The sequence below is a fragment of the Pseudomonas sp. D5(2026) genome (assembly GCF_057766845.1).
The window spans coordinates 815,605-841,729 of record NZ_CM173421.1 but is presented as its reverse complement, the minus strand read 5'-3'; the positions used below and the strand labels follow the sequence as shown (position 1 = coordinate 841,729).

Annotated in this window: 9 protein-coding genes; 5 read left to right on the top strand and 4 right to left on the bottom strand. The window is 64.2% G+C overall.

What is annotated here, in order from left to right; translation table 11 throughout:
• Positions 1–2 precede the first annotated feature (2 nt).
• The 4 genes from cyoB to hmpA all read right to left on the bottom strand — a co-directional run bounded on the left by cyoB (position 3) and on the right by hmpA (position 5,667).
• Positions 3–2,021 carry a cytochrome o ubiquinol oxidase subunit I gene (gene cyoB, locus AC3B5Q_RS03880; RefSeq protein WP_003248603.1) on the bottom strand — a complete coding sequence of 673 codons (2,019 nt, stop codon included), beginning with the start codon at positions 2,019–2,021 and terminating at the stop codon, positions 3–5.
• 3 nt (positions 2,022–2,024) lie between these two features.
• Entirely contained in the window at positions 2,025–2,966 is a 942-nt protein-coding gene (gene cyoA / locus AC3B5Q_RS03875; protein ID WP_021781744.1) for a ubiquinol oxidase subunit II, read from the bottom strand.
• Between the two features lie 559 nt (positions 2,967–3,525).
• Positions 3,526–4,032 (bottom strand): disulfide bond formation protein B, encoded by a 507-nt coding sequence (locus tag AC3B5Q_RS03870; RefSeq protein WP_021781743.1) that lies wholly within the window; start codon positions 4,030–4,032, stop codon positions 3,526–3,528.
• A 456-nt stretch (positions 4,033–4,488) separates the two neighbouring features.
• Positions 4,489–5,667 carry an NO-inducible flavohemoprotein gene (hmpA, locus tag AC3B5Q_RS03865; RefSeq protein WP_021781742.1) on the bottom strand — a complete coding sequence of 393 codons (1,179 nt, stop codon included), beginning with the start codon at positions 5,665–5,667 and terminating at the stop codon, positions 4,489–4,491.
• A gap of 154 nt (positions 5,668–5,821) precedes the next feature.
• Between hmpA and norR the strand changes: the two genes are divergently transcribed.
• The 5 genes from norR (at position 5,822) to AC3B5Q_RS03840 (ending at position 25,933) form a co-directional block, all read left to right on the top strand.
• Positions 5,822–7,378, top strand: a complete 1,557-nt coding sequence (norR, locus tag AC3B5Q_RS03860; RefSeq protein ID WP_103470136.1) for a nitric oxide reductase transcriptional regulator NorR — start codon at positions 5,822–5,824, stop codon at positions 7,376–7,378.
• Positions 7,379–7,566: 188 nt separating this feature from the next.
• Complete coding sequence (locus AC3B5Q_RS03855; protein ID WP_488392838.1) at positions 7,567–21,087, top strand: BapA/Bap/LapF family large adhesin; 13,521 nt, start codon at positions 7,567–7,569, stop codon at positions 21,085–21,087.
• 63 nt (positions 21,088–21,150) lie between these two features.
• Positions 21,151–22,587, top strand: coding sequence for a TolC family outer membrane protein (locus AC3B5Q_RS03850; RefSeq protein WP_021781739.1), 1,437 nt, complete (start codon positions 21,151–21,153; stop codon positions 22,585–22,587).
• Complete coding sequence (locus tag AC3B5Q_RS03845; protein WP_488392837.1) at positions 22,584–24,752, top strand: type I secretion system permease/ATPase; 2,169 nt, start codon at positions 22,584–22,586, stop codon at positions 24,750–24,752. The genes AC3B5Q_RS03850 and AC3B5Q_RS03845 overlap by 4 nt, the downstream gene beginning before the upstream one ends.
• On the top strand, positions 24,749–25,933 hold the full coding sequence (locus AC3B5Q_RS03840; protein ID WP_021781737.1) for an HlyD family type I secretion periplasmic adaptor subunit: 1,185 nt from the start codon (positions 24,749–24,751) through the stop codon (positions 25,931–25,933). Before AC3B5Q_RS03845 ends, AC3B5Q_RS03840 begins: the two co-directional genes overlap by 4 nt.
• The last annotated feature ends 192 nt before the right edge of the window (positions 25,934–26,125 follow it).

Sequence of the window (26,125 nt, the reverse complement as noted above, 5' to 3'; positions counted from 1 at the left end):
GATTACACCCGCTCAAACGATTCGACACGTGCGCCGGCAGGCAGAGCACCTGCTTTGGCCAGCGCTTTCATACGCTCGCCTTCGATGCGCGCCACTTCTTCGGCCGGAACCATGTAGCCCTGGTCGTCACGTGCAGCGTGGCGAACGAAGACAGCGATGGTTGCAACCAGGCTCGCGCCAACCAGCCACCAGATGTGCCAGATGAAGGCGAAGCCGAAGACGGTCAGGAACAGGCCCATGAACAGACCGGTAGCGGTGTTGCTCGGCATGTGAATGGCTTCGTACTTGGCCGGAGCCTTGTACGCAACGCCTGCTTCCTTGGCTTCGTGCCAGCAGTCCAGGCCAACTTTCTCAGGCATGTGAGCGAAGTTGTAGAACGGAGGTGGCGAAGAAGTCGACCATTCCAGGGTACGGCCGCCCCATGGGTCGCCGGTCACGTCCAGGTTCTGGTTGCGGTCGCGGACCGAAACGAAGATCTGGATCAGCTGGCAAGCGATACCGAACAGGATCAGCACGGCGCCGACAACGGCTACGTACAGGTAGGGTTCCCACAGTGGGTTGTCGGAGTGGTTCAGACGACGGGTCATGCCCATGAAGCCCAGGGCGTACAGCGGCATGAACGCAACGTAGAAGCCCGACAGCCAGAACCAGAAGGCAGCTTTGCCCCACTTCTCGTTCAGGGTGAAGCCGAAGGCTTTCGGGAACCAGAAGGCGAAACCGGCGATGTAGCCGAATACCGCGCCACCGATGATCACGTTGTGGAAGTGCGCAATTACGAACAGGCTGTTGTGCAGAACGAAGTCAGCACCCGGAACGGCCAGCAGTACGCCAGTCATGCCACCGATGGAGAAGGTGACCATGAAGCCCAGGGTCCAGAGCATCGGTGCGGTGAAGCGCACACGGCCTTGGTACATGGTGAACAGCCAGTTGAACAGCTTCACACCGGTCGGAATGGAGATCAGCATCGTCGCCAGGCCGAAGAAGGTGTTGACGCTGGCGCCGGCACCCATGGTGAAGAAGTGGTGCAGCCATACAGCAAAGCCGAGGATGGCGATCGCGCCCGATGCGTAAATCATCGAGTGGTGGCCGAACAGGCGTTTGCCAGAGAACGTCGAAGTTACTTCCGAGAACACGCCGAAGGCCGGCAGGATCAGGATGTAAACCTCAGGGTGACCCCACGCCCAGAACAGGTTGACGTACATCATCGGGTTCCCACCAAGCTCGTTGGTGAAGATGTGGAAGTCCAGATAACGGTCAACAGTCAGCAGAGCGAGTGCAGCAGTCAGGATCGGGAACGAAGCGACGATCAGTACGTTGGCCCAGGTGCAGGTCCAGGTGAAGATCGGCATGTCCATCAGCTTCATGCCAGGTGCGCGCATCTTCATCACGGTGACGAGGAAGTTCACGCCGGTAAGCGTCGTACCCAATCCGGATAGCTGTAGCGCCCAGATGTAGTAGTCGACACCCACCCCAGGGCTGTACTGAATGCCCGCGAGCGGCGGATAGGCAACCCAGCCGGTCTTGGCGAATTCACCAACGCCCAGCGAGATGTTGACCAGCAGCACGCCTGCCAGCAGCAGGTAGAAGCTCAGGGAGTTCAGGAACGGGAAGGCAACGTCACGTGCACCGATCTGCAGAGGAACCGCCAGGTTCATCAGGCCGGTGAAGAACGGCATCGCCATGAAGATGATCATGATCACACCGTGAGCAGTGAAGATCTGGTCATAGTGTTCAGGCGGCAGATAGCCTTCGGAGCCGCCGGTTGCGGCAGCCAGCTGGGTACGCATCATGATGGCGTCGGCAAAGCCGCGCAGCAGCATGACCATCGCGACGATGATGTACATCACGCCGATCTTTTTGTGGTCGACAGTAGTCAGCCACTCGCTCCACAAGTAGGTCCACTTGCGGAAATAGGTGATAAGACCGACGACAGCGATACCGCCGAGCGCGATCATGGCAAGCGTCACCATGACTATCGGCTCGTGATAGGGTATCGCCTCCAGGCTTAATTTACCGAACATCTCTTACTCCTCTGCACCGGCAGCTGGTTGCATACTCGATTCCACACCCTTGGTTGTGGCCAGATCTGTGCTGCCTGCTTCTTCGTGGCTACGACCGCGGTTCATGCCTTCGTACTTGTCGACGATCAGCTGGAACTGCTCAGGCGAAGCCTCGCTATACAGCGCGACCGGGTTGTTTTCGCTTGGTTTGGCCAAGGCGGCGTATTCGGCCTTGTCCAGCTTCTTCGGCGACTGCTTGACTTCAGCGACCCACTTGTCGAAGTCTTCCTGAGAGGTGGCAGTAGCCTTGAATTTCATGCCGGTGAAGCCAGCACCACTGTAGTTGGCGCTGATACCGTCGAACTCGCCATTTTCGTTGGCGATCAGGTGCAGCTTGGTGGTCATGCCGGCCATGGCGTAGATCTGGCCGCCCAGGCCTGGGATGAAGAACGAGTTCATCACAGCGTCGGAAGTGACGCGGAAGTTGACCGGGGTGTTAGCCGGGAAGACGATCTTGTTGACCGTGGCAATGCCCTGCTCCGGGTAGATGAACAGCCACTTCCAGTCCAGCGCGACCACGTCGATCTGAATCGGCTTAACGTCCGAATCCAGCGGACGATACGGGTCCAGCTTGTGGGTGGAGTGGTAGGTGACATAACCCAGGGCGATGATGATCAGGATCGGGATGATCCATACCGCGGCCTCGATCTTGGTCGAGTGCGACCAGTCAGGGGTGTAGGTGGCTGCCTTGTTGGAAGCACGGTACTTCCAGGCGAACGCCAAGGTCATGATGATCACAGGGATTACCACCAGCAGCATCAGGCCGGTAGCGATCAGGATCAGGTTCTTTTGCTCAATGCCGACCTGGCCCTTCGGGTCGAGCAGGGTCCAGTTGCACCCACTGAGTAAAAGCATGCCTAAAAAGGGCAATATGCCAAACAGTCTGGGGTAACGCTTTTTACTCATCTCACGACCTCTAGATCAGCTTGCTTCAATGCAATTTGTGTTTTGGTAGCCAGCACTTCGTCCTGCCAAGTGAGGCATTTCGCGCCCGTACTCACTCCTGCCTGGGGTCCGACTGCAGGACCTTGGCTTCAAGCGGGTTAGCGGTGCTTATGGTTTCGTAGGCAACAGGCCTGTACTTCAGACCAAGTCCATTTGGTGCGGGAAAACGCGGAGGGGTGTCCGCCCGGTATCGCCGTTGGGCGAAACTTGACGAAGTCAGCAAAAAGGAGCGCTGAGGCTTCCTTCAATCCTGCGACTCGCAAGCAGTGCCGAACGGAAATTGGGGGCGATTGTAGATAGGTCGCCAACCCTTGACTATGACTTATTGAGCAACAGTCTTTTACAGAATCCGTAACAATACTGCTCAATAATTCAACTTCGCGACAGTTTGTCGCACCCCGCTTGCCAGGCCTCAAAGCCGCATTCTACAAGGCTTCGGGATTGATCTGGATCAAGCGGTGCGCAACTTTTCCCTCTTCGCATGGAGTGCAAAAGACCCCATGCAATTCGGGACTTTTGTCTAAACCTGGCGTCGGTTGCGGTAGATACCGAGCGGAACCAGGACTGCGGTCAGCACGAAGGCCACAAGCGCCCATTGCGCCAGCGACAGGCCGAGGATCGGCGGGTACGGCGTGCTGCAGAAGCCGTCGACCTGAAACGCCAGTGGCCACAGCTTTGCCAGTGGCAGGTCATCCACAATCGGTTGCAGGGTATCGATACCGCAACTGACCATGGGGTTGGCGAGTATATACACATGGTTGCCGGCCGCAACGATTCCGCCAATAGCACTGAGCACCACCAACGCTTCGAAGAAGGTCAGGCTGCGGCGCCCAGGCATCGCCGCAGCGATGAAGGCAAACACGGCAATGAACAGCAATGCATAACGTTGCAGGATGCACAGCGGGCACGGTGCCTCGCCCAGCACCACTTGCATGTAGAGGGCGCCGCCGATCAGCGAGAGGCAGATCAGGCCCAACAGCACCAGAAAGCGCCGTTCCCGATTCAGGCGCGATGTTTGTTCGTTCATTGCCGGTTCCTTCGATGGATAGTGGCAGCGTGATCCGCCTGCCTGGGCGCAAGTCTACACGCTGGGCATGGCCTGTGAGCATGCCGAGGGAGCGTCGCGGAAGCACTGCGCAGGGCTATCCAGTGTGGCTGAGACCGGCCGCAACGACGTCGGTTCAACGCCGGGCGGCAAAAAAACGGCTGCCCAGGTGCCGCGCAGGGGCAAGCCCCTCGACACCCGGGAGTGAAGGATACCGTGATTAAAGGATGATTAAGGATGAAAGCGCAGCGCCCGGTTTCATCTTTCCTTTATATATAGGCAGAAAGGTGTGCTGCAGCGGGGGGACGAGTACTTTATAAGCCTGTACCGGCCCCTTCGCGGGTAAACCCGCTCCTACAGAGACGGCACCACATTCAAGATCGGTGCAATACCTGTGGGAGCGGGCTTGCCCGCGAAGAGGCCGGCACAGACGCTACATCACTCCAGCGCTGCCGCCGGCCCGAAGAACTCGTAGCGGCTCTGCTGCTCCGGCACCCCCAGGCCCTTCAGCTGGCGTTTGACCGCCGCCATGAAGCCTTTCGGCCCGAGGAAGTAGGCATCCACGTCACGCTCCTGCGGCAGCCACTCGGCGAGCAGGTCTTCACTCAGCAAACCCACCGCATCGGCTGCAGCGCCACCTTCCGGCTCGGCATAGCAGTAGAAGCGCTTGAGCTGTGGATGACGTGCCGCCAAACCATCGATCCAGTCCCGGAAGGCATGCACCGCGCCGTTACGCGCACAGTGGATGAAATGCACCTCGCGCCGGGTTTGCAGTGCTGCCTGCAGCATTGCCAGGGTCGGGGTAATGCCCACCCCTCCGCTGATCAGCACCAGCGGCTTGTCGCTGGCTGCCAGGGTGAAGTCCCCCGCAGGCGGGAACAGTTGCAGGGTATCGCCGACCACCAAGTCATCGTGCAGGTAATTGGAGACCTTGCCGCCCGCCTCACGCTTGACGCTAATGCGGTATTCCTTGCCGTCGCACAGCGCCGACAGGGAATAGTTGCGGCGCTGCTCGGCACCGTCTATGTCTAGCTTCAGGCCGATGTACTGGCCAGGTTCTGCCTTGAGCACCGGCATGCCATCCACCGGGGCGAAATAGAACGAAACGATCTCGCTGCTTTCCTGCTCGCGGCGTACCAGGCGGAATTCACGCGTACCGCGCCAGCCACCCTCGGCCGCTTCCTTCTCTTTATAAAGGTTTTCTTCAGCGCCAATCAGAATGTCGGCCAGCTGGCCATAGGCCGCGCCCCAAGCGTCGATCACCGCTGGGGTGGCAATGTCCTTGCCAAGCACTTCCTCGATGGCGCGCAGCAGGCAGCTTCCGACAATCGGGTAGTGCTGCGGCAGAATCTGCAGGGCAACATGCTTATTGATGATCTGTCCGACCAGGCCACCCAGTTGCTCCAACTGGTCGATATGGCGGGCATACATCAACACGCCGTTAGCCAGCGCACGCGGCTGATCGCCGCTGGCCTGGTGGGCCTGGTTGAACAGCGGCCGTACCTCGGGGTACTCGCTGAGCATCATCTTGTAGAAGTGGGTGGTCAGCGCTTCACCGCCGCTTTCCAGCAGAGGTACAGTGGCCTTGATGATTGCACGTTGTTCGGCATTGAGCATTGCAACAACTCCTGAGCCTGTGGCTTCAAATGACTGCCACTGCCATTACAGCAATCGTGCCAACTTTTATCGCCCGTAAAATCAGGGGCTTGATGCAGGTCATGTCAAAAAGACCTACTCCTGCGTATAGTCATATCGACCTACAGGAGTCCATATGACTACGAAACCGCTGCTCACCGCCCTGCTGCCCCTGGTCAGCGACCTGTCCCGCGATTTGCCCGACCAGGAGCGTTACCGCCGGCTGTTGCAAGCCATGCGTGGCCTGCTGCCGTGCGATGCCGCAGCACTGCTGCGACTGGATGGTGAATGGCTGGTGCCGCTGGCAGTGGATGGCCTTAGCCCCGACACTCTCGGCCGTCGCTTCAGGGTCAGCGAGCACCCGCGCTTCCAGGTCCTGCTCAGCCGCCCGGAACCCACCCGTTTCGCCAGCGACTCCGAACTGCCCGACCCCTATGATGGTTTGGTCCACGCCCCCGATGCCAACCTTGAAGTGCACGACTGCATGGGCTGCCCGTTGATGGTCGATGAGCGCCCATGGGGCCTGGTCACCCTTGACGCCCTCACCCCCGGGCAGTTCCAGAGCCTGGAGCTGGATGCCCTGCAGGCCTTTGCCAGCCTGGCGGCCGCCACCGTTACCGTGGCCGAGCGTATCGAGCACCTGGCCCTGCGCGCCGAAGACGAACACCACCGCGCCGAGCTCTACCGCCAGGCCAGCGGCCAGGATAGAGAGCTGATTGGCCAGAGCCCTGCGCACAAACGCCTGGTGGAAGAAATTCGTCTGGTCGGCAGCAGCGACCTGACCGTGCTGATCACCGGCGAAACCGGGGTCGGCAAGGAGCTGGTGGCCCAGGCCCTGCACAAGGCCAGTAGCCGCGCCGACAAGCCGCTGGTCAGCCTCAACTGCGCCGCCCTGCCCGACACCTTGGTGGAAAGCGAACTGTTCGGCCATGTGCGCGGCGCCTTCACCGGCGCGCATGGCGAGCGCCGCGGCAAGTTCGAGCTGGCCAACGGCGGCACGCTGTTCCTCGACGAAGTGGGCGAACTGCCGCTGACGGTGCAGGCCAAGCTGTTACGCGTGCTGCAAAGCGGCCAGCTGCAGCGCCTGGGTTCGGACCGCGAGCACCGGGTCGACGTGCGCCTGATCGCCGCGACCAATCGCGACCTGGCTGCCGAGGTGCGTACGGGCAACTTCCGCGCCGACTTCTACCACCGCCTCAGTGTATACCCGCTGCACGTGCCACCATTGCGCGAACGTGGGCGAGACGTGCTGCTACTGGCTGGCTACTTCCTCGAACAGAACCGTTCACGGCTGGGCCTGAACAGCCTGCGCCTGAGCCATGAGGCCCAAGCCGCGCTGATCGCCTACGACTGGCCAGGCAATGTGCGCGAACTGGAACACCTGATAGGCCGCTCGGCCCTCAAGGCGCTGGGCCAGCACCCTGACCGGCCACGTATCCTCACTCTCGACGCCATCGACCTGGACCTGCGCGTGTCGGCAACGACGCCAGGCTCGCTGCCCTCCCCTGCGGCACCGTTACAAGTGGCCACCCCGCCTGAAGGTGGCCTGCGTGAGGCCGTCGACATTTACCAGCGTCAGATCATCGAAGCCTGCTTGCAAAGGCACCAGGACAACTGGGCAGCAGCGGCCCGCGAACTCGGCCTGGACCGCGCAAACCTGAGCCGTTTAGCCCGCAGGCTAGGGCTTCGCTAAGGCTTCTCTACCAAAGGATTAACCCAGAAAGCCATCTGGTTGCTTCCCCACCGGCTGCTATATCTCCCTAACGACCCATTTGTCGACTGCCTGGTCGAGGCTGCGCGTACCCCCTATCAGGGCTCTGTTACGCCGGTTGTCGCCCGAATAGTCGGGCCAGGGGATCCGGATATCAGCAGGGAGCATCCATGGACAACATCGTCGTCGCCGATAAGCAATCCGAAGTCGCCACTCAGAGCGCCTGGGGCAATATCAATCTCAAAGCACCAAGCGTCGTGCAGATACCGGTATCTCCCGACAAAGTGGCCACCGTCACCCAACGTGGGCAAGACCTGATCGTTACGCTGAAGTCGGGTGAAAAAGTCACCGTCGGTAACTTCTTCGCTGCGGACCAGGCCGGGGTCGGCAGCGATATGGTCTTCGTCGGCGAAGACGGCACCCTGTGGCATGCCCAGTACGATGCGGCAGCGTTCACCGGTTTCACCTTCGAAGAAGTGGCCTCGCTGGACGAACTGGTCGCTGGCATCGGCACTGCCGGTAGCGCCATGCCAACTTGGGCGATTGCCGGGCTCAGCCTGCTCGGTGTGGGCGGCGCAGCGGCAGCGGCGGGCAACGGCGGCGGGGGCAGCAGCGGCGGTTCCGCCCCCGATACCAGCGCACCGGCCACGCCGATCGACCTGCTGGTTTCACCGGATGGCCTGCTCCTGACCGGCCGTGGCGAAGCAGGCACCACGGTGAACATCCGCGACGCCGCCGGCAACCTGATCGGCAGCGGCACAGTGGGTCCCGACGGCAACTTCAACGTGACGTTGAATGCGCCGCAGATCAATAGCGAAAACCTTGATGTCACCCTGACCGACGCCGCCGGCAATGTCTCGGCGCCTGGCACTGTCACTGCGCCAGACGCAACGGCACCACTGGCGCCGACCAACCTGGCTATCAATGAACAGGGCACGACGCTCACCGGTCTTGCCGAGCCTGGCTCGACGGTTTCCGTACGAGGCGCTGGTGGTGCATTGCTGGGCACTGCCGTAGCCGGTGCGGACGGCCAGTTCAGCATCACCCTGCAACCGCCACAAAGTGACGGCCAGGCCCTGAAGGTCAGCGCCGCAGACGCGGCTGGCAATATCTCGCCCGTTGCCAGCATCACGGCACCGGACGTCGACAACCCTGACACCACAGCCCCTGCCCAGCCGACCGATCTGGCTCTGGCCGATGGCGTCACCTTCACCGGTCGCGGTGAGCCCGGCGCTACCGTGCAGGTGCGCGATGCTGCCGGCAGCCTGATTGGCTCCGGTGTCGTTGGTGCCGACGGCCTGTTCAGCCTCACCCTGTCGCCTGCCCAGGCCAACGGCGAAGCGCTGGACGTACGCCTGGTGGATGCTGCCGGCAACGCCTCTGCGCCGCTGCAGTTCGATGCTCCGGACATTACCCCGCCCGATGCCGTCAACAACATTACAGTTGGCGCTGGCGGCCTGGCTCTGAGCGGACGCGGCGAACCGGGGGCCACCGTCGAAGTACGCGATGCCAATGGCACCGTGATCGGCACGGGTGTCGTAGGGGCCAACGGCACCTTCCTGATCGACCTGAGTCCGGCCGCACAGCCGGGCGGGCAATTGAGCCTGGTGCAGACTGACCCAAGCGGCAACGCTTCCTCGGCATTGCAATACGAGGTCCCGGTCACCACTGCGCCTGCCAGCCCAAGCGACCTGGTATTCGCCGAAGACGGCAGCAGCATCAGCGGTAGCGCACCTGCCGGTAGCCGTGTAGAGGTGCATGACGCCAACGGCACGCTGATTGGCAGTGTTGTGGCTGGCCCCGACGGCAGCTTCACCGTAACCCTCGACCCGCCACAGGTAAACGGCGAGGTGCTGCAAGTCACCGCCACCGACGCCGCCGGCAACACCTCCCCGGCCAGCGACATCACCGCGCCGGACATCGACGGTGGCGACACCACACCACCAGATGCCGCGACCAACCTGGTAGTCGGCCTGGCCGGCGCCCAGCTCAATGGCCGCGGCGAAGCCGGTGCCAGCGTGCAGGTGCGCGATGCCCAGGGCAATGTACTGGCCAGCGGCTCAGTCAACCCCGACGGCACCTTCCAGATCACCCTCGACCCACCGGTGAAAGATGGCAGCAACTTGCAAGTGGTGCTGATCGATGCCTCCGGCAATGCTTCTGCACCAGCGTCGGTGGTTACCCCGGACTTGCAGCCCCCGGCCCAGCCGACCAACCTGGCCTTGGCCGACGGTGTGACCCTGAGTGGCAACGGCGAGCCTGGTGCGACAGTGCAGGCCTTCGATGCCTCGGGCAACTTGCTCGGCACTGGCCTGGTCAATGATACCGGCAGCTTCAGCATTACCCTGTCGCCTGCCCAGGCCAATGGCGAAGTGCTGGACATCCGCCTGACCGATACCGATGGCAATGTCTCTTTACCGCTGCAGTTCGATGCCCCGGACATTACCGTGCCTGCCGTGGTCAGCAACATCGTCGTCGGCGCCGACGGCCTGACCTTGGGTGGTCGCGGCGAAGCCGGCGCTACCGTCGAGGTGCGCGATGCCAATGGCACGCTGCTGGGTACCAGTACGGTAACTGCGAACGGTACTTTCCTGATCGACCTCGATCCGGCTGCGCTGCCGGGTGAGCGCCTGACCCTGGTACAGACCGACCCGGGCGGCAACGTCTCTGAAGCGCTGACCTACGAAGTGCCACTGGTGATCACACCGACCAGCCCGAGTGAACTGGTTGTGGCCGCCGATGGCAGCAGCATCAGCGGTTCTGCTCCGACTGGCAGCCGCGTGGACGTGCATGATGCCAACGGCACACTGATCGGTAGCATCGTGGTGGGTGCCGAGGGCACATTCACCGTGGTGCTCACGCCGGCCCAGGCCAATGGCGAGTTGCTGGACGTAGTGGCCATCGACAACAACGGCACCTCGTCGTTGCCGGTGCAGATCACCGCACCAGACATCACCGCGCCTGCGGCGCCCAACGACCTGGCAATCAGTGGCGATGGTACCGTCGTCAGCGGCCGCGCCGAAGCAGGCAGCACCGTCCGTGTGCTGGCCGCCGACGGCACCACGGTGCTGGGCAGTGTCGTGGTGGGGGCCAGCGGTGCCTTCAGCATCGACCTCACCCCGCCACAATTGGCAGGCGAGCAGTTGCAGGTGACTGCCACCGATACCGCAGGCAACGCCTCCACGGCCGGCAGCGTCACTGCACCGAACGTGGACAACGGCGGCGACACCACCCCGCCGGAGCCCGCTACCGATCTGGCCATCAGCAACGATGGCCGCACAGTCTCCGGGCGCGGCGAAGCGGGCGCCACCGTGGAGGTGCGCAACGATGAGGGCCAGGTGCTGGTAAGCGGTACCGTTCAGCCCGATGGCAGCTTCAATGTGCAACTGCCAACCCCGGTGGTGGATGGCTCATCCCTGCAAGTGACCCTGACCGATGCCGCCGGCAATATCTCTGCATCTGTCCCGCTGACGGCGCCGGACCAGATAGCACCGCTGCAACCAACCGACCTGGTACTGAGCAATGGCGACAGCCTGGTCGGCACTGCAGAAGGAGGCGCCCGGGTGGAGGTTAAAGATGCCTCGGGCAACCTGATCGGTAGCGCCATTGCCGAGCCGGATGGCAGCTTCAGCCTGACCCTCGACCCGCCACAGGCCAATGGCGAAACCCTGTCCATCACAGTGACCGATGCGGCAGGCAATACCTCGGTACCGCTGAGTTACGTGGCCCCGGACATTACCGTTCCGGCGATCATCACTGATGTGGTGGCAGGCGATGGCAGCCTGGCCTTGTCTGGCCGTGGTGAGCCCGGTGCCACGGTGGAAGTGCGTGATGCCCAAGGTGCAGTCATCGGCACCGGCACCGTGGCGGCCAATGGCACCTTCGTGGTCGACCTTGAAGCACCGCTGGCCGCCGGAGAGAACCTCGTGCTGGTGCAGACCGATGCCGCCGGCAATACCTCGGCAGGGGTCAGTGTGACCGTTGCCGATACACCGCTACCCGAAAGCCCGAGCGGCGTGCTGGTGACCGGCGACGGTACCAGTATTTCCGGTAGCGCACCGGCAGGAACGCAGGTGCAAGTGCGTGACGCGCAGGGCAATGTTCTGGGCAGCGTCCAGGCCGAACCGGATGGCAGCTTCACCATCGGCCTGACCCCAGCCCAGGCCAACGGCGAGATACTGGATGTCGTGGCGGTTGACGGCGCTGGCAACAGCTCGCTACCGACACAGATCACCGCCCCCGATATCACCCCGCCCAACGAAGCCAGCGAACTGCAATTGAGCGCCGATGGCGGGCTGCTCACCGGTCGCGGCGAACCGGGCACCACCGCGCAGGTCATCAGCGCCGACGGTACTGTGCTGGGCAGCGCCCAGGTCGGTGCCGGCGGTGTGATCAGCGTGGTCCTGAACCCTCCGCAGACCGACGGCCAGGAGCTGGACGTGGTACTGCGCGACCCAGCTGGCAACACCTCGACCGTAACCATCGTGGCGCCCGATATCGACGGCCCGCTGCAGCCCTCCGGGCTGGCCATCGATACCGCTGGCATTCACCTTACCGGCCAGGGCCAAAGCGGCTCCATCGTCACCGTGCGTGACGCCGACGGCAATGTGCTGGGCAGCGCCACTGTGGGTGGCGACGGCCGTTTCGACGTCACCCTCAACGCGCCACAACGCAACGGCGAAAGCCTGACCGTCGAAGCCACTGACAACCTGGGTAACAGCGCGGGGCCCGTGGACTTCACTGCACCCGACTCCACCCCACCGCAAGTGGTCACCAACCCGGCCATCGACGGCACCGGTACCACGATCACCGGCAACGGCGAACCGGGCGCCACCGTTACCGTGCGCGGGCCGGACGGCAGCGTGTTGGGCAGCATGGTGGTCGGCGCTGGCGGCGCTTTCGAAATCACCCTCGACACCCCGCAGACCAACGGCCAGGCACTGACCGTGGAGCAACGCGACGTGGCCGGCAACCTGTCAGCGGCGGTCGACTTGTCAGCACCGGATACCCAGGCACCCGAGAGCCCCACCGCTCTGGTCCTGGCTGGCGACGGCAGCAGCCTGAGCGGCAGCGGCGAGCCGGGTGCGCAGGTGACCGTGACAGGCACTGGCGGCGCGGTACTGGGCACCGCAACGGTCCAGCCCGATGGCACCTTCCAGGTAGCAATCGACCCGCCACAGCTCAATGGCCAGACGCTGTCTGTCACTCAGGCGGACAATAGCGGCAACGGCTCGCCCGCAGGCACCGTGACCGCACCTGACTTCGAGGCACCGCTGCCGGCGCAGGGGCTCGGCCTTGACCCTACCGGCACACTGCTCAGCGGGCAGGGCGAGGCAGGCAGCACCGTAGAGGTACGCAATGCTGCGGGTGACCTGCTAGGCACCATGCCGGTAAATGCAGACGGTACGTTCGAAGTGGTACTCTCCCCCGCCCAGACCAACGGTGAAGTACTGTCGGTGGTGCTGATCGATGGCGGCGGCAATGCCTCGCCGTCGGCCACTTTCACCGCTGACGACAGCACTGCGCCGGCTGCGCCTGCCGACCTCACGATCACCCCGGCTGGCAACGCCATCCAAGGTACAGGCGAAGCTGGCTCCACGGTGGAAGTGAAGCTTGGCGACGGCACGTTGGTAGGCACCATCGTCGTGCCCGCAGGCGGTAGCTTCACTGTCCCACTATCGCCCGCCCAGTTGGACGGCCAGGCCCTGGATGTGACGCTGACCGATGCGGCCGGCAACATTTCGCAGCCCAGCCAGATCCTTGCGCCTGACATCACGCCACCGGCACTGCCCACCGACGTTGCAGTCAGCAGCGATGGCACGGCTGTGAGCGGTAACGCACCTGGCGCCAGTTCGGTGACCGTGAGTGATGGGGCCGGCAATGTGATCACCGTGGCGGTCAACCCGGATGGCAGTTTCAACGTGCCGCTGGATACCCCGCAGAACAACGGCCAAACCGTAACCGTGGTAGTGACCGACGCAGCCGGCAACGACTCGGCGCCGGTCTCAGTCACCGCTCCGGACACGACCAACCCAGAACCAGCCACCGGCCTTACCGTAAGCCCGGACGGCAGCACGGTCGGCGGCACAGCCGAGCCTGGCAGCACAGTGGAAGTCCGCAACCCGGATGACAGCGTGCGCGGCACTGTAACCGTAGGGCCGGACGGCACCTTCGTCATACCGGTCGACCCACCGCTGGCATCAGGCGAAACGGTTGATGTGGCGGTGATCGACCCTGCCGGCAACGAATCGCCTGAAGTACCACTGGCTGGCCCGACCGGTGCCGAAGTGGCCACGCCTTCGGCCCTTGCCATCAGCGCCGACGGCTTTTTGCTGACCGGCCAGGGTACGGTCGGCTCGCTGATTACCGTGACCTCCGGGGGCACCACGCTGGGTAGCGCCACGGTCGGCAGCGACGGCACCTTCCGTGTGTTCTTCCAGAGCGCCCAGCTCAACGCCCAGATCTTGCAGGTCAGTGCCAAGGCTACCGTCGATGGCCAGCCTTCGGTGCCGGCCACCGTCGTGGCCAGTGACACCACGGCACCAGACGCGCCGACACAGGTAAACCTCGACGCAACCGGCAGTACACTGACCGGCCAGGGTGAAGTCGGTGCAACCGTGCGCGTGACTGACTCACAAGGCACCGTGCTGGGGACTGCTACCGTCGGCAGCAATGGCCTGTTCAGCGTCATCTTTTCGCCGGCCGTGGCCAATGGGCAGAACCTGATCGTCACCCAGGCTGATGCCGCAGGTAACGTTTCGCTCGCGTCCACCCTGCAAGCGCCTGACCTGCAGGCACCGCTGGCGGCCAGTAACCTCAGCCTCAACAGCGCAGCCACCGTGCTCAGCGGCCAGGGCGAAGCCGGTGCCAGCGTCACCGTACGCGATGCCAGTGGTGCCATCCTGGCCACCGGCACCGTCAACCAAAGCGGCCAATTCCAGATCACCCTGCCCAGCGCGCAAGTCACCGGTAGCCCACTGCAGGTCACCCTCAGTGATGCTGCGGGCAATGTGTCCGGCCCGGCCAGCCTGGCCACGCCAGACCACACGCCGCCAGCGGCCATCACTAACCCAGTGTTGAGCCAGGACGGCCGGCAGCTTTCCGGCAGCGGTGAAGTAGGCGCGACGGTACAGGTACGCAACGCCTCAGGTGCCTTGCTCGGCACCGCCACGGTGAGCGCAGACGGTCGCTTCACGGTGACCTTCGACACGCCGCAAACCAACGGCCAGGTCATCGGCGTGACGCAAGTGGATGCCGCCAGCAACACCTCGCCGGCAATCAATGTGACAACCCCGGACCTGACCCCGCCCGCGCCGCTGTCCAACGTGGTGCTGAACAACAACGGCCTGACCCTGACTGGCCTTGGCGAAGCCGGTGCCACGGTCACCGTTCACGGCCCGGACGGGACCATCATAGGCACCGGCCTGGTAGCGGCCAATGGCAGCTTTACCCTCACCTTGAACAGCGCTCAGCTCAACGCCCAGCACCTGAGCGTTACGCAGACCGACGCGGGCAACAACACTTCCACCGCCGTGGCGGTCACCGCGCCGGACTTCACCCCGCCTGCGGCACCGACAGCACTCGCCCTGTCCAGTACCGGGCTGCAACTGACCGGTACCGCCGAGGCCGGCAGCACCGTGACCGTGCGCGATGCCAGCGGCAACGTGCTGGGCACAGCGGTAGCCGGCAGCAACGGCACCTTCCAGGTCGCCTTGAACAGTGCCCAGACCAATGGCCAGACGCTGCAGGTGACTGCCACCGACGCAGCTGGCAACGTGTCGCCGGCCGCACCTTACACCGCAGCCGACACCACGCCGCCGGCCGCCGTGACCAACTTGGCGGTCTCCGCCGATGGCGCCACCCTGACAGGCGATGGCGAAGCAGGCGCAACCGTGACCGTACGGGCACCGGACGGTACCGTGCTGGGTAGCGCCACAGTGACGGCCGACGGTCACTTCACCGTGTCCCTTTCACCGACAGCGATCACGGGTGAGAGCCTGAACGTGGTCCAGGCCGATGCCGCACAGAACGTCTCCCCTGCACAAAGCGTGACTGCACCGGGCGTACTGGCACCGGCAACACCGGACAACCTGGTACTGGCCGCCGACGGCCTGTCGGTGACCGGCACCGCCGAGACGGGCAGCACAATCAAGGTGTACGGCCCCAACGGCGTATTGCTGGGCAGCAGCCCGGTCGCCAACGACGGCACGTTCACTGTCAATCTGGGTAGTGCACAGGCCAATGGCGAAGTGCTGCAGATCAGCGCAACGGGTACCGATGGCACCGTATCATCGCCCGCAACCCTGCAGGCACCAGACACCACGGCACCGCAACCACTGACCAACCTGGTGTTGTCCAGCGACGGCCTGGTACTCAGTGGCCGCGGTGAAGCAGGTGCCACCGTTACCGTGCTTGGCGAAGGCGGTGTCGACTTGGGCACTGCCGTGGTCGATGCCAATGGCACCTTCAACGTCAACCTGAGCGCCGCGCAAATTAACGGCGAACAGCTCAGCGCCAGCCAGTCCGATGTGGCCGGCAACGAGTCCAACAGCGTCAGCCTGACAGCCCCTGACCGCGTCGCGCCGGATGCGGCCGACAACCTGGCTTTCGCCGGGGGTGGCAGCTTGCTGAACGGTACCGGCGAAGCGGGTGCCGCCGTGCGGGTGCTCGCCGCCGATGGTTCGGTGCTGGGCAGTGCCACGGTGCGCGCCGACGGCACCTTCCAGGTCAACCTCGCATCGCCTCAGGCCAACGGCCAACAGGTGCAAGTAGTGCTGGGCGATGCGGCTGGCAACCAGTCTGCCGCCAGCGCCATCACCGCCCCCGATACCACCCCGCCAACGGCACCAGGCGAACTGGCGATTTCCGGTGATGGTGTCACCCTCACCGGCCGCGGCGAAGTGGGCGCGCAGGTGACCGTGACCAACCCGGCAGGCGAGGAAATCGGCAGCGCCACCGTCGATGCCAGTGGCCACTTCACCATCACGCTGAGCCCGGCGCTGGGTAACGCCGAACTGCTCAGCTTCACCCAGGCCGATGCGGCGGGCAACGTGTCGGCAGTGGCAACCCTGCAAACCCCGGACTTCACCCCACCCGCCCCGCTCACCCTAGTGGTGATCAACGCCGACGGCAGTGTGGTCAGCGGCCTGGGCGAGGCCGGCGCCACAGTAATCGTCAGTAACGCAGCCGGTACCGTATTGGGCACTGGTATCGTGCTTGCTGATGGCAGTTTCAGCGTCGAACTGTCACCTGCACAGATCAACAACCAGACACTGTCGGTGCTGCAGGCCGACCCACCCGGCAACGTCAGCCTGCCGGTCAACGTGCAAGCGCCGGACCTCACGCCGCCAGCGGCAGCAACAGAGCTGCGGCTCAATGCGGCAGGTGACGAGCTGGGCGGTATCGGCGAAGTGGGCGCCATCGTGCGCGTGTACGTCGGTACCACGCAGGTCGGAACCGGCACAGTGGGCGCCGACGGGACCTTCATCGTCGAGCTGGATGCGGCGCAACTCGATGGCCAGGTGCTGCAGGTAACACTGACCGATGCAGCCGGCAATATCTCGCCAATCAGTTCGGTCACGGCGACGGACACCACACCACCTGCCACCGTGATCGCCGTCATCAACGACAGCGGTACCCAGGTGACCGGTACCGCCGAAGCCGGCACCCGCGTCACCGTGGTCAACAACAACGGTGACCTGCTGGGCCAGGTGACGGTAGATCCGGACGGCACCTTCGTCCTTGACCTGAACCTCCCGCAAATCAACGGCGAAACGCTGACCATCATCGCCCAGGACGCCACTGGCAACCCGTCGATACCACTGGCAGTGACTGCGCCAGACCTGACGCCACCGGTACAGCCGACCGACCTGCTGCTCAACGCAGCCGGTACGTCGATGACAGGTACCGCCGAAGCCGGCAGCACCATCACGGTACGCGGCCCGGACAACAATATCGTGGGCACGGTGGAAGTGGATGAGAACGGCCAGTTCACTGTGCCGATCAGCCCGGCACAGAACAATGGCCAGTTGCTGACGGTGGTGTCCACGGATGATGCCGGCAACGCTTCGGTGGCCGTCCCTTACCAGACCAACGACACCTCGCCACCCGACCTGGTAACCAACCTGGCGATCAACAACACCTTCAACGTGCTGACCGGCAAAGGCGAAGCCAATGCCACGGTCACCGTCAGCCTCGACGGAAGCGTGATCGGCACCGGCGTGGTGGATGCCGCTGGCAACTTCCAGATAACGCTGGTGCCGGCGGCGGGCTCGCTCGCCACCCTGGAAGTGACACAGTCTGACGGTATCAATACTTCTGCGGTCGCGACCTACGTCACACCCTTGGTCGCACCACCCGTGCCGCCAACCGACGTGACCTTGGGCAGCGACGGCCTGACCCTGACAGGCAGTGCACCAAGCGGTGTGGACATTCGCGTGTACGATGCCGCAGGCAACCTGATCGGTACAGGCAGCGCAACCCTGGGCGGCTCCTTCACCCTGACGCTGGACGCAGCCCAGCTCAACGGCGAGCACATTTCGGTGACAGCGGTGGCACTGGTCGGCGGCGAATCGCAGCCGACCTTCCTGCAAGCAGCTGACATCACGCCACCGGCCAACCCGGTGGTGACCAGCCTCTCTGTCAATGGCCTGGTGCTGACCGGCACGGGTGAAGCCGGTGCCACGGTGACAGTGCGTGATGCCAGCAACAACGTGCTCGGCACGGCGGTGGTGAATGGCGGTGGCGTCTTCACCGTCAACCTGAACGCCGCGCAGCTCAACGGCCAGGTACTGGGCGTGAGCCAGGCTGACGCTGCCGGCAATGCGTCCGGCAGCACAAGCTACACCGCCGCAGACCTGCAGCCACCTGCCGCCCCTACCAACATCGCCATCGATGGCACGGGTAGCGTGCTTACCGGTAGCGGTGAAGTGGGCGCTACCGTTACCGTCCAAGGCCCGAACGGCCAGGTCGGTACCGGAGTGGTGCAAGCCAACGGCACCTTCAGCATTACCTTGACCTCGCCACAGAACGACGGGCAACTGCTGGTGGTACGCCAGGCCGATGCTGCCGGCAACTTGTCCGCCAGCACCAGCCTGACTGCGCCGGATACCACACCGCCAGCCGCCCCGCTGGCCACCATCAACGCCAACGGCACCTCGGTCAGTGGTTCTGGCCAGATCGGCAGCACGGTCACCGTGCGCAACAGCGCCGGTACCGTACTGGGTACCGCAACGGTGGGCAGCAACGGCCTGTTCGTGGTCAGTCTGGCTGCGGCGCAGATCGACAACCAGGCGCTCAGCGTCACCCTCACCGACAGCGCCGGTAACGTGTCCACAGGCACTGCGCTGACCGCACCGGACCTGACACCGCCTGCGGCTGCCGGCAACCTGCAATTCAGTGCTGACGGCAGTACCCTCACCGGTACGGGCGAAGTGGGTGCCACCGTAACCGTACGCAGCGCCGGTGGTACCGTGCTGCAAACCGCAACGGTGCAGGCGGACGGCACCTTCACTGTGACCCTGAGCCCGCCTCAGGACAACGGCCAGATCCTGTCTGTGACCCTCAGCGACCCGCGCGGTAACGTGTCGGGCAACGTCAACGTCACTGCACCGGATGTGGATGCCAACGCGCCGGTCATCGCCAGCGACAACCTGGCCACAGCCACGGTCAACCTGGAAGCGGTCAGCGCCACGAAGACCTACACCGACAGCTTCACCACGCTGCTGTCCGGCTTTACCAAGACCTACACCTGGACGGTGACAGCAGGCAGCACGGCCGACCCTACCCTCACACTGACCACCAACAGCGTGCTGGCACTACTCAACAACACCAGCTTCACCCTGCAGGTGAAAGACGCCAGCGGCGCCTGGGTGACCATCGCCACCGGCAACACTCAGGGCCTGCTCGACCTGATCGTGCTGCCAATCGGCTTGCAGGTGGACATCGGCGTGCTGCAAGCAGGTGATTACCGACTGACCGTGGGCAGTGGCGGCATCGGCCTGGTCACCGAAGTGAGCACCACGTTGGACATCGTCTCCACCAGCCTGACCCAATTCACCGGCACCGGCATTGCCACCTCCGGCAACGTCATTACCGACGTGGGCACCGATGGCGCGGTGGATGCCAGTGGCCCGGACAGCGCCGCCGTGCTGCAAGTACTAAAAAACGGCAGCTACGTCTCGGCCGGGACCGCCACAACGGTTCAGGGCCAGTACGGCACCTTGGTGATCAGTGCGGACGGCAGCTACACCTACACGCCCAACGGCAGCCCGAACAGTGTCGGCAAAGTAGACGTGTTCAGTTACCAACTGGTGCACCCTAACGGCCTGTCCGATACCGCCAACCTGTACGTGCGCATCGACAGCCCGCAAGCCACGGAGATCTGGAGCGACACCAACTACGGTGCACCGGCCACGGTGGTCGACGCAGTCAACGACGTTGGTAGCAGCCAAGTCACCCTGGACAACCGCGTGGACACCAGCAGCAGTACGCTGGGCTCGTTGAGCCTGCCATTGATCGGTACCCGCCAGGCCACCTACACCACCACGGTTGCCGCCGACACCACGGCCGACCTGCAAGTGGTGGTCAACTCCGCCAACCTGTTGAGCCTGCTCAACGGCACTACCATCGAGCTGCTCAAGCTCAACCCGGCCACCGGCCAGTACGTGCTGGTGCAGTCGGTGCCGGGTGGTTCGCTGATCAGCGTGCTGGGGGGCGGCGCCGGGTATACCTTCGAGAATCAGGGCGCCGGTACCTACCACGTCCGTGTCACCGCTGGCGGCATCGGCTTGCTCAGCTCCATCACCACCAGCCTGAACACCACCACAACGTACCTGACCGAGTTCGTGGTCAGTGGCGCGACAGCAGCCACCGGCAACCTGCTGACTGACGACAACATCGGTTCGGCCTTGACCGTGCTGAGCGTGCTGACAGCGGCCAACACCTACACCATCCCAGGCTACAACGGGGTGAGCGTGGCCGGCACCTACGGCACGTTGCTGGTGCATGCCGACGGCAGCTACACCTACACCCTCAACGCGGGGCTCACCTCGGCGGTGGTCGGCCAGCAAGACACCTTCACCTACGAGCTCAGCCACCCGAACGGCACTACCGACACCGCAACCCTGACCATCAACGTGGACGATGCTGCCGGCCTCACCACGACCACATCGCTGATGGCTGATAGCGGCGACGAATCAGCGGCACTCGCCAGCCTGGCAGCGGCCACCGATGTGATCGCCGGCACCGACGGCGACGACCACCTCAATGGCAGCCAGGGTGGCCACATCACCCTGCAAGGGGGGGCGGGTGACGACACGCTGGTGATAGTCGACCAGAACTTCGCCAGCGTCGATGGTGGTACAGGTACCGACACCCTGTTGTGGGGCGGCGGTGACGCCAGTATCGACCTGGGCAACCTGGCCGAGCGCGTGCACGACATCGAAATCCTCGACCTCAACGACACCAGCTCGGTGGCGCTCACCCTCAACCTGGGGGACGTGGTGGCAATCACCGAAACCGGTACCGACACACTGATTATCAAGGGGGACGACCAAGACTCGGTTCACATGACGGACAACTGGACGCTGGTCGGGAACCAAACTGCCGACGGCGTCGACTATAACCAATACACGGCCCAGGAGGATCCAAGCCATCACCTGTGGGTACAAAACGGTATCCATGTGGTTTGAGGCCGCTGCAAACCCGCCGGGTGAATGCCCGGCGGCATGGACGACCAGCAGTAAGGGAACTATGTGAAGCGAAGCAGTCCGCTGTCACCGCTGTTGCTGGGAGCATTCGGGCTCCTGGCCCTGAACTTCCACCCGGTTGCCCAGGCAGCCGATGATATAGACCCCCACCTGCGCCAGATCGGGCCATCGTTGTTACGCGATGCGCCCGAAGCGGTGCCCGCCCGCCCCCCCATCGGCATGGCCCCGGTCGCCAGTGGCGAACGGCTGAGCCTTACCGACGCAGTGCTGCAGGCAGCGCAATGGCACCCGAGCATCGCTGAGGCCATCGGCAACCTTTACAAGCAGGGCGAAGGCATCAACGTCGCCCGTGCGGGGTACTACCCACAGATTTCCGGCGGTCTGCGCACCGGTTATGACACCGGTTATGGCGGCGACCGCAATAGCCAGGCCCTGAACCTGTCGCTCAAGCAAATGCTCTATGACTTCGGCAAGGTCGACAGCGCCGTCAATGCCGCCCAGGCGGCTGCCGCCCGCGCCCAGGCCAATATCCTGCTGGTGGTCGACGATCTGGCCCGCGACACAGCCTATGCCTGGATCGAAACCCGCCGATACGAGCAACTGCTGACGATTGCCCGCGATCAGATTCGCGGCGTGGGCGACATTGCCGGCATGGCCCGCCAGCGTAGCGACATGGGCGCCAGCACCCGTTCCGACGTGGTGCAGGCCGAGTCCCGCGTGGAAAGCGCCCGTGCCACCCTGGAGGAGTACCAGTCGCAGTACGAGCGCTGGCGCTCGACCCTGGCGGCGCTGATGGGCCGCGTTACCCCTCCGGCACTGGCCGAGGGCTCACCCGCTGAGCTGAACCAGGCCTGCAAGCGCCCTGCACAGGGTGATGACCGCCTGCCCGCCGTGCTGATGGCCTTGGCCCAGCGCGCACAGGGCCAAGCTGAACTGGCCCAGGCCAAGGCGGAGGCCTACCCCACCCTATCGCTGCAACCGCAGGTCAATCATTACCTGGACGACGACTATAACCGCGATAACTCACGACTGGACCGCACCCAGGCAGGCATCTACCTGAACGTCGAAGTCCCCATCTACCAAGGGGGCTCCATCAGCGCCCGTACCCGCGCGGCCAGCCACGCGCTGACCGCAGCCGACTCCGCCGAGGACGCCGCCCGCCTGCAGGCGCGTCGGGGCCTGGCCGAAGCCATGGCGCAAACCTCCGGGCTAAGCCGCCGGCTGACCTCGCTGGAAGCGCGCCAGGCCAGTATTCAGGAAGCACGCATGCTCTACGGGCGTCAGTACCTGGACCTGGGCACACGGCCACTGCTCGACCTGCTCAACGCCGAGCAGGAGATCTACCAGTCACGCTTCGAACTTGCCGGCACCCGCTCCGATCTGCTGCGCCTGGATGTCGACTGCCTGTACAACACCGGCGCCCTGCGCACGGCCTTTGGCCTTGAGGGGCGCAACCTGCAAGGTGTGGAGATCCAGCCATGAGTGATTCGATCGATGTGACCCTGCCCAACCAGGCACCCGCGCCGGAGCAGGCCGCCGCGCACCGGCCAGACCTTGGCCCCTGGCTTGAGGTGATATTGCAGGTGGCGCACCACTACCGCCTGGACGTATCACCCCAGCGTATTCGCCTGGCCGCAGTGGAGGATGCCCGCCCGTTGAATGAAATCCTCCGCCACATGGCACGTCAGGCGGGGCTGGCACTGCGCTTCGTGCACTTCGATGCCAAGGGCCTGCGGCAATGGCGCACGCCGCTGGTGCTGGAGCTGGACGACGGGCAACTGGCGGTGGTCGAGTCGGTGACCGAAGAGGACGACCTGGCGGTAGTGTTTGCCGGTGACCAAGGCCTGACTTCGCGCCTGCCCCGCGACACCCTGAAAGGCCGCATCAACCGCGTTGCCCTGCTGCGCCCGGCCCGGCCACTGCGCGATGTGCGCACCGACGACTACACCGCCCCTTACGACCGCCACTGGTTCGCCCGCATCGTACTGCGCGACCTGCGCCCCTATGGGCAGGTGATGGTCGCGTCACTGGTGGCCAACGTGCTCGCGCTGGCCGGCGTACTGTTCTCGATGCAGGTGTATGACCGAGTGATACCGGCTGAATCCCTGCCCACCCTCTACGTCCTGTTTGGCGGTGTGGTGTTGGCACTGGTGTTCGACTTCAGCATGCGCCTGCTGCGGCTGAAGGTGACCGACCTGCTCGGCAAGCGCGCCGACCTGCGGGTGAGCGACCTGGTCTACGGCCATGCCCTGCGCCTGCGCAACTCGGTGCGGCCGAAGTCCACCGGCTCGTTCATCTCGCAGTTGCGCGAGCTGGAATCGATCCGCGACCTGATCACGTCCAGCACCGCCACGGTGCTGGCCGACCTGCCGTTCTTCCTGCTGTTCCTGTTCGTGTTCTGGCTGATCGGCGGCGTGCTGGTGTTCATCCCGCTGGTCGCGCTGCTGGCCATGGTGTTGCCAGGGTTGCTTGCACAACGGCGCCTGGCACGGTTGGCCAATGCCTCGATGCGTGAGTCGGCGCTGCGCAACGCCATGCTGGTGGAAAGCATCCAGGGCCTGGACGAGATCAAGGCACTGCAGGCAGAGGCACGCTTCGAACGGCAATGGAACCAGTACAACGCGGCCTGTGCGCACACCAACCTGCGCCTGCGCACCCTCACCAACGGCCTGGTGACCTGGACGCAGAACGTGCAGGGTGCAGTGTTTGCCGTGGTAATCGTGATCGGCGCACCCATGGTCATCGCCGGCGACCTCACCACAGGTAGCCTGGTGGCGGCATCCATGCTTTCGTCGCGAATGATGGCGCCGCTGGCACAGCTGACCCATGTGCTGACCCGCTGGCAGCAGGCCAAGGTCGCACTGCAAGGCCTGGACAAGCTGATGCAATCGCCGGTCGACCACCCTGAAGGCGAAGCCCGCGTTCACCTGCCGGCCATTCAAGGCGAGTACCGCCTGCGCCAGGCCAGCTTCCGCTACAGCGAAGAGTACCCGCCAGTGCTGAACATTGGCCGGCTGGACATCCAGCCGGGCGAGCGCATTGCCGTGCTGGGCCGCAACGGCGCCGGCAAATCAACCTTGCTGCAGGCGCTGGGCGGGGCCATGGACCTGGTACAGGGCGAGATTAGCCTGGACGGCATCGCCATGGCTCACCTCGACCCGGCTGACCTGCGCCGTGACGTCGGCCTGCTGCCGCAGTACGCGAGGCTGTTCCACGGCACCCTGCGGGAAAACCTCACCCTCGGCGCCGGCCAGGCCAGCGACCAGGAACTGGTGGCCGCACTGGCCGCCACTGGCGCGCTGGACTTCGTCCGCCGCCTGCCCAAGGGCATGGACCATCTGATCCTAGAAGGTGGCCTGGGCTTGTCTGGCGGCCAGCGCCAAGCCCTGGTGCTGTCGCGCCTGCTGGTACGCCAGCCGCAGGTGCTGCTGCTGGACGAGCCGACCGCGTCGCTGGACGACATGACCGAGCGCAAGCTGCTGGATAACCTGGAGCGCTTCTGTCAGGGCCGTACACTGGTGATCGCAACCCATCGCCTGAGTGTTCTGCAGCGGGTCGACCGCATCCTGGTGCTGGACGCCGGGCGCATCGTCATCGATGACGCGCGTGATGCCGCGCTGGCCAAGCTGCAAGGAGCCCAGGCATGAGCAACCACGAACTCCCGGCTTCCTACCTGGACGGGCAGGACGACCAGGCGGTATTCCGCGCCGGCCGCCTCATCACCCTCTGCGCGCTGATGCTGGCGGCGTTCCTGGCCTGGGCGGCCTGGTTCGAGGTGACCGAGGTGTCCACCGGCACAGGCAAGGTCATCCCCAGTTCGCGAGAGCAGGTAATCCAGTCGTTCGAGGGTGGTATCGTCGCGCAGATGAGCGTCGCCGAAGGCGACCTGGTCGAGCGCGGCCAAGTGCTGGCCCAACTCGACCCGACCAAGACGGCCTCAAGCGTTGGTGAAAGCGAAGCCAAGTACCGCGCGGCCAGGGCCAGCCAGGCCCGCCTGCAGGCAGAGGTGACCGGCAAGCCACTGACCTTCCCGGCGAGCCTGCGCGACTCTCCTGACCTGATCGATGCCGAAACCGCGCTGTACCAGACCCGCCGCCGCGGCCTGGAACAGACCCTGGCGGGTATTCAGGACTCGTTGCAACTGGTGCGCAGCGAGCTGAAGATCACCGAGAACCTGGCGAAGATGGGTGCCTCCAGCCGGGTCGAAGTTATTCGCCTGAACCGCCAGCGTTCCGAGCTGGAACTCAAGGCCAACGAGGCGCGCTCGGACTATCTGGTGCGTGCCCGGGAAGAACTGGCCAAGGCCAGCGCCGAAGCGGACGCCCTGTCGGAAGTGATCCGCGGGCGCAGCGACTCGCTCAGCCGCCTGACCCTGCGCTCGCCGGTGCGCGGCATTGTAAAGGACATCGAGGTCAACACCCTGGGTGGCGTGGTGCAGCCCGGTGGCCAGGTGATGAAGATCGTACCGATGGACGAACGCCTGCTGATCGAAACCCGCATCGCGCCACGGGACATCGCCTTCATTCACCCCGACCAGGCGGCCAAGGTAAAGATCAGTGCCTATGACTACTCGGTGTACGGCGGGCTGGACGGCAAGGTGGTGGGCATCTCGCCGGACACCCTGCAGGACGAGGTCAAACCGGAAATCTACTACTACCGCGTGTTCATCCGCACCGAACAGGACAGCTTGCAGAACAAGGCCGGTAAGCGTTTTGCGATCGTGCCAGGGATGATTGCCACAGTGGATATCCGAACGGGCGAGAAAACCATCCTCGATTACCTGATCAAGCCGCTGAACCGGGCCAAGGAGGCCCTGCGTGAACGGTAGTGCGTGACGGGAGGTTTGCGTTGCCAGTGAGATTGAGCGCCGCCCGCGCGGCGCATCGCGAGCTGTGCTCGCTCCTACACATGGCGGCCGCGCGCCCGGAACAGGCTTTACTGGCCTGAAACAAACGTAGGAGCGAGCGCAGCTCGCGATGCGCCGCGCGGGCGGCGCTCGACCTCACTGACAACAAAAAAG

Bases quoted from the DNA above. Each gene is read 5' to 3' on its own strand.
- cyoB (WP_003248603.1), bottom strand. From the start codon at position 2,021: ATGTTCGGTAAATTAAGCCTGGAGGCGATACCCTATCACGAGCCGATA.
- cyoA (WP_021781744.1), bottom strand. From the start codon at position 2,966: ATGAGTAAAAAGCGTTACCCCAGACTGTTTGGCATATTGCCCTTTTTA.
- AC3B5Q_RS03870 (WP_021781743.1), bottom strand. From the start codon at position 4,032: ATGAACGAACAAACATCGCGCCTGAATCGGGAACGGCGCTTTCTGGTG.
- hmpA (WP_021781742.1), bottom strand. From the start codon at position 5,667: ATGCTCAATGCCGAACAACGTGCAATCATCAAGGCCACTGTACCTCTG.
- norR (WP_103470136.1), top strand. From the start codon at position 5,822: ATGACTACGAAACCGCTGCTCACCGCCCTGCTGCCCCTGGTCAGCGAC.
- AC3B5Q_RS03855 (WP_488392838.1), top strand. From the start codon at position 7,567: ATGGACAACATCGTCGTCGCCGATAAGCAATCCGAAGTCGCCACTCAG.
- AC3B5Q_RS03845 (WP_488392837.1), top strand. From the start codon at position 22,584: ATGAGTGATTCGATCGATGTGACCCTGCCCAACCAGGCACCCGCGCCG.
- AC3B5Q_RS03840 (WP_021781737.1), top strand. From the start codon at position 24,749: ATGAGCAACCACGAACTCCCGGCTTCCTACCTGGACGGGCAGGACGAC.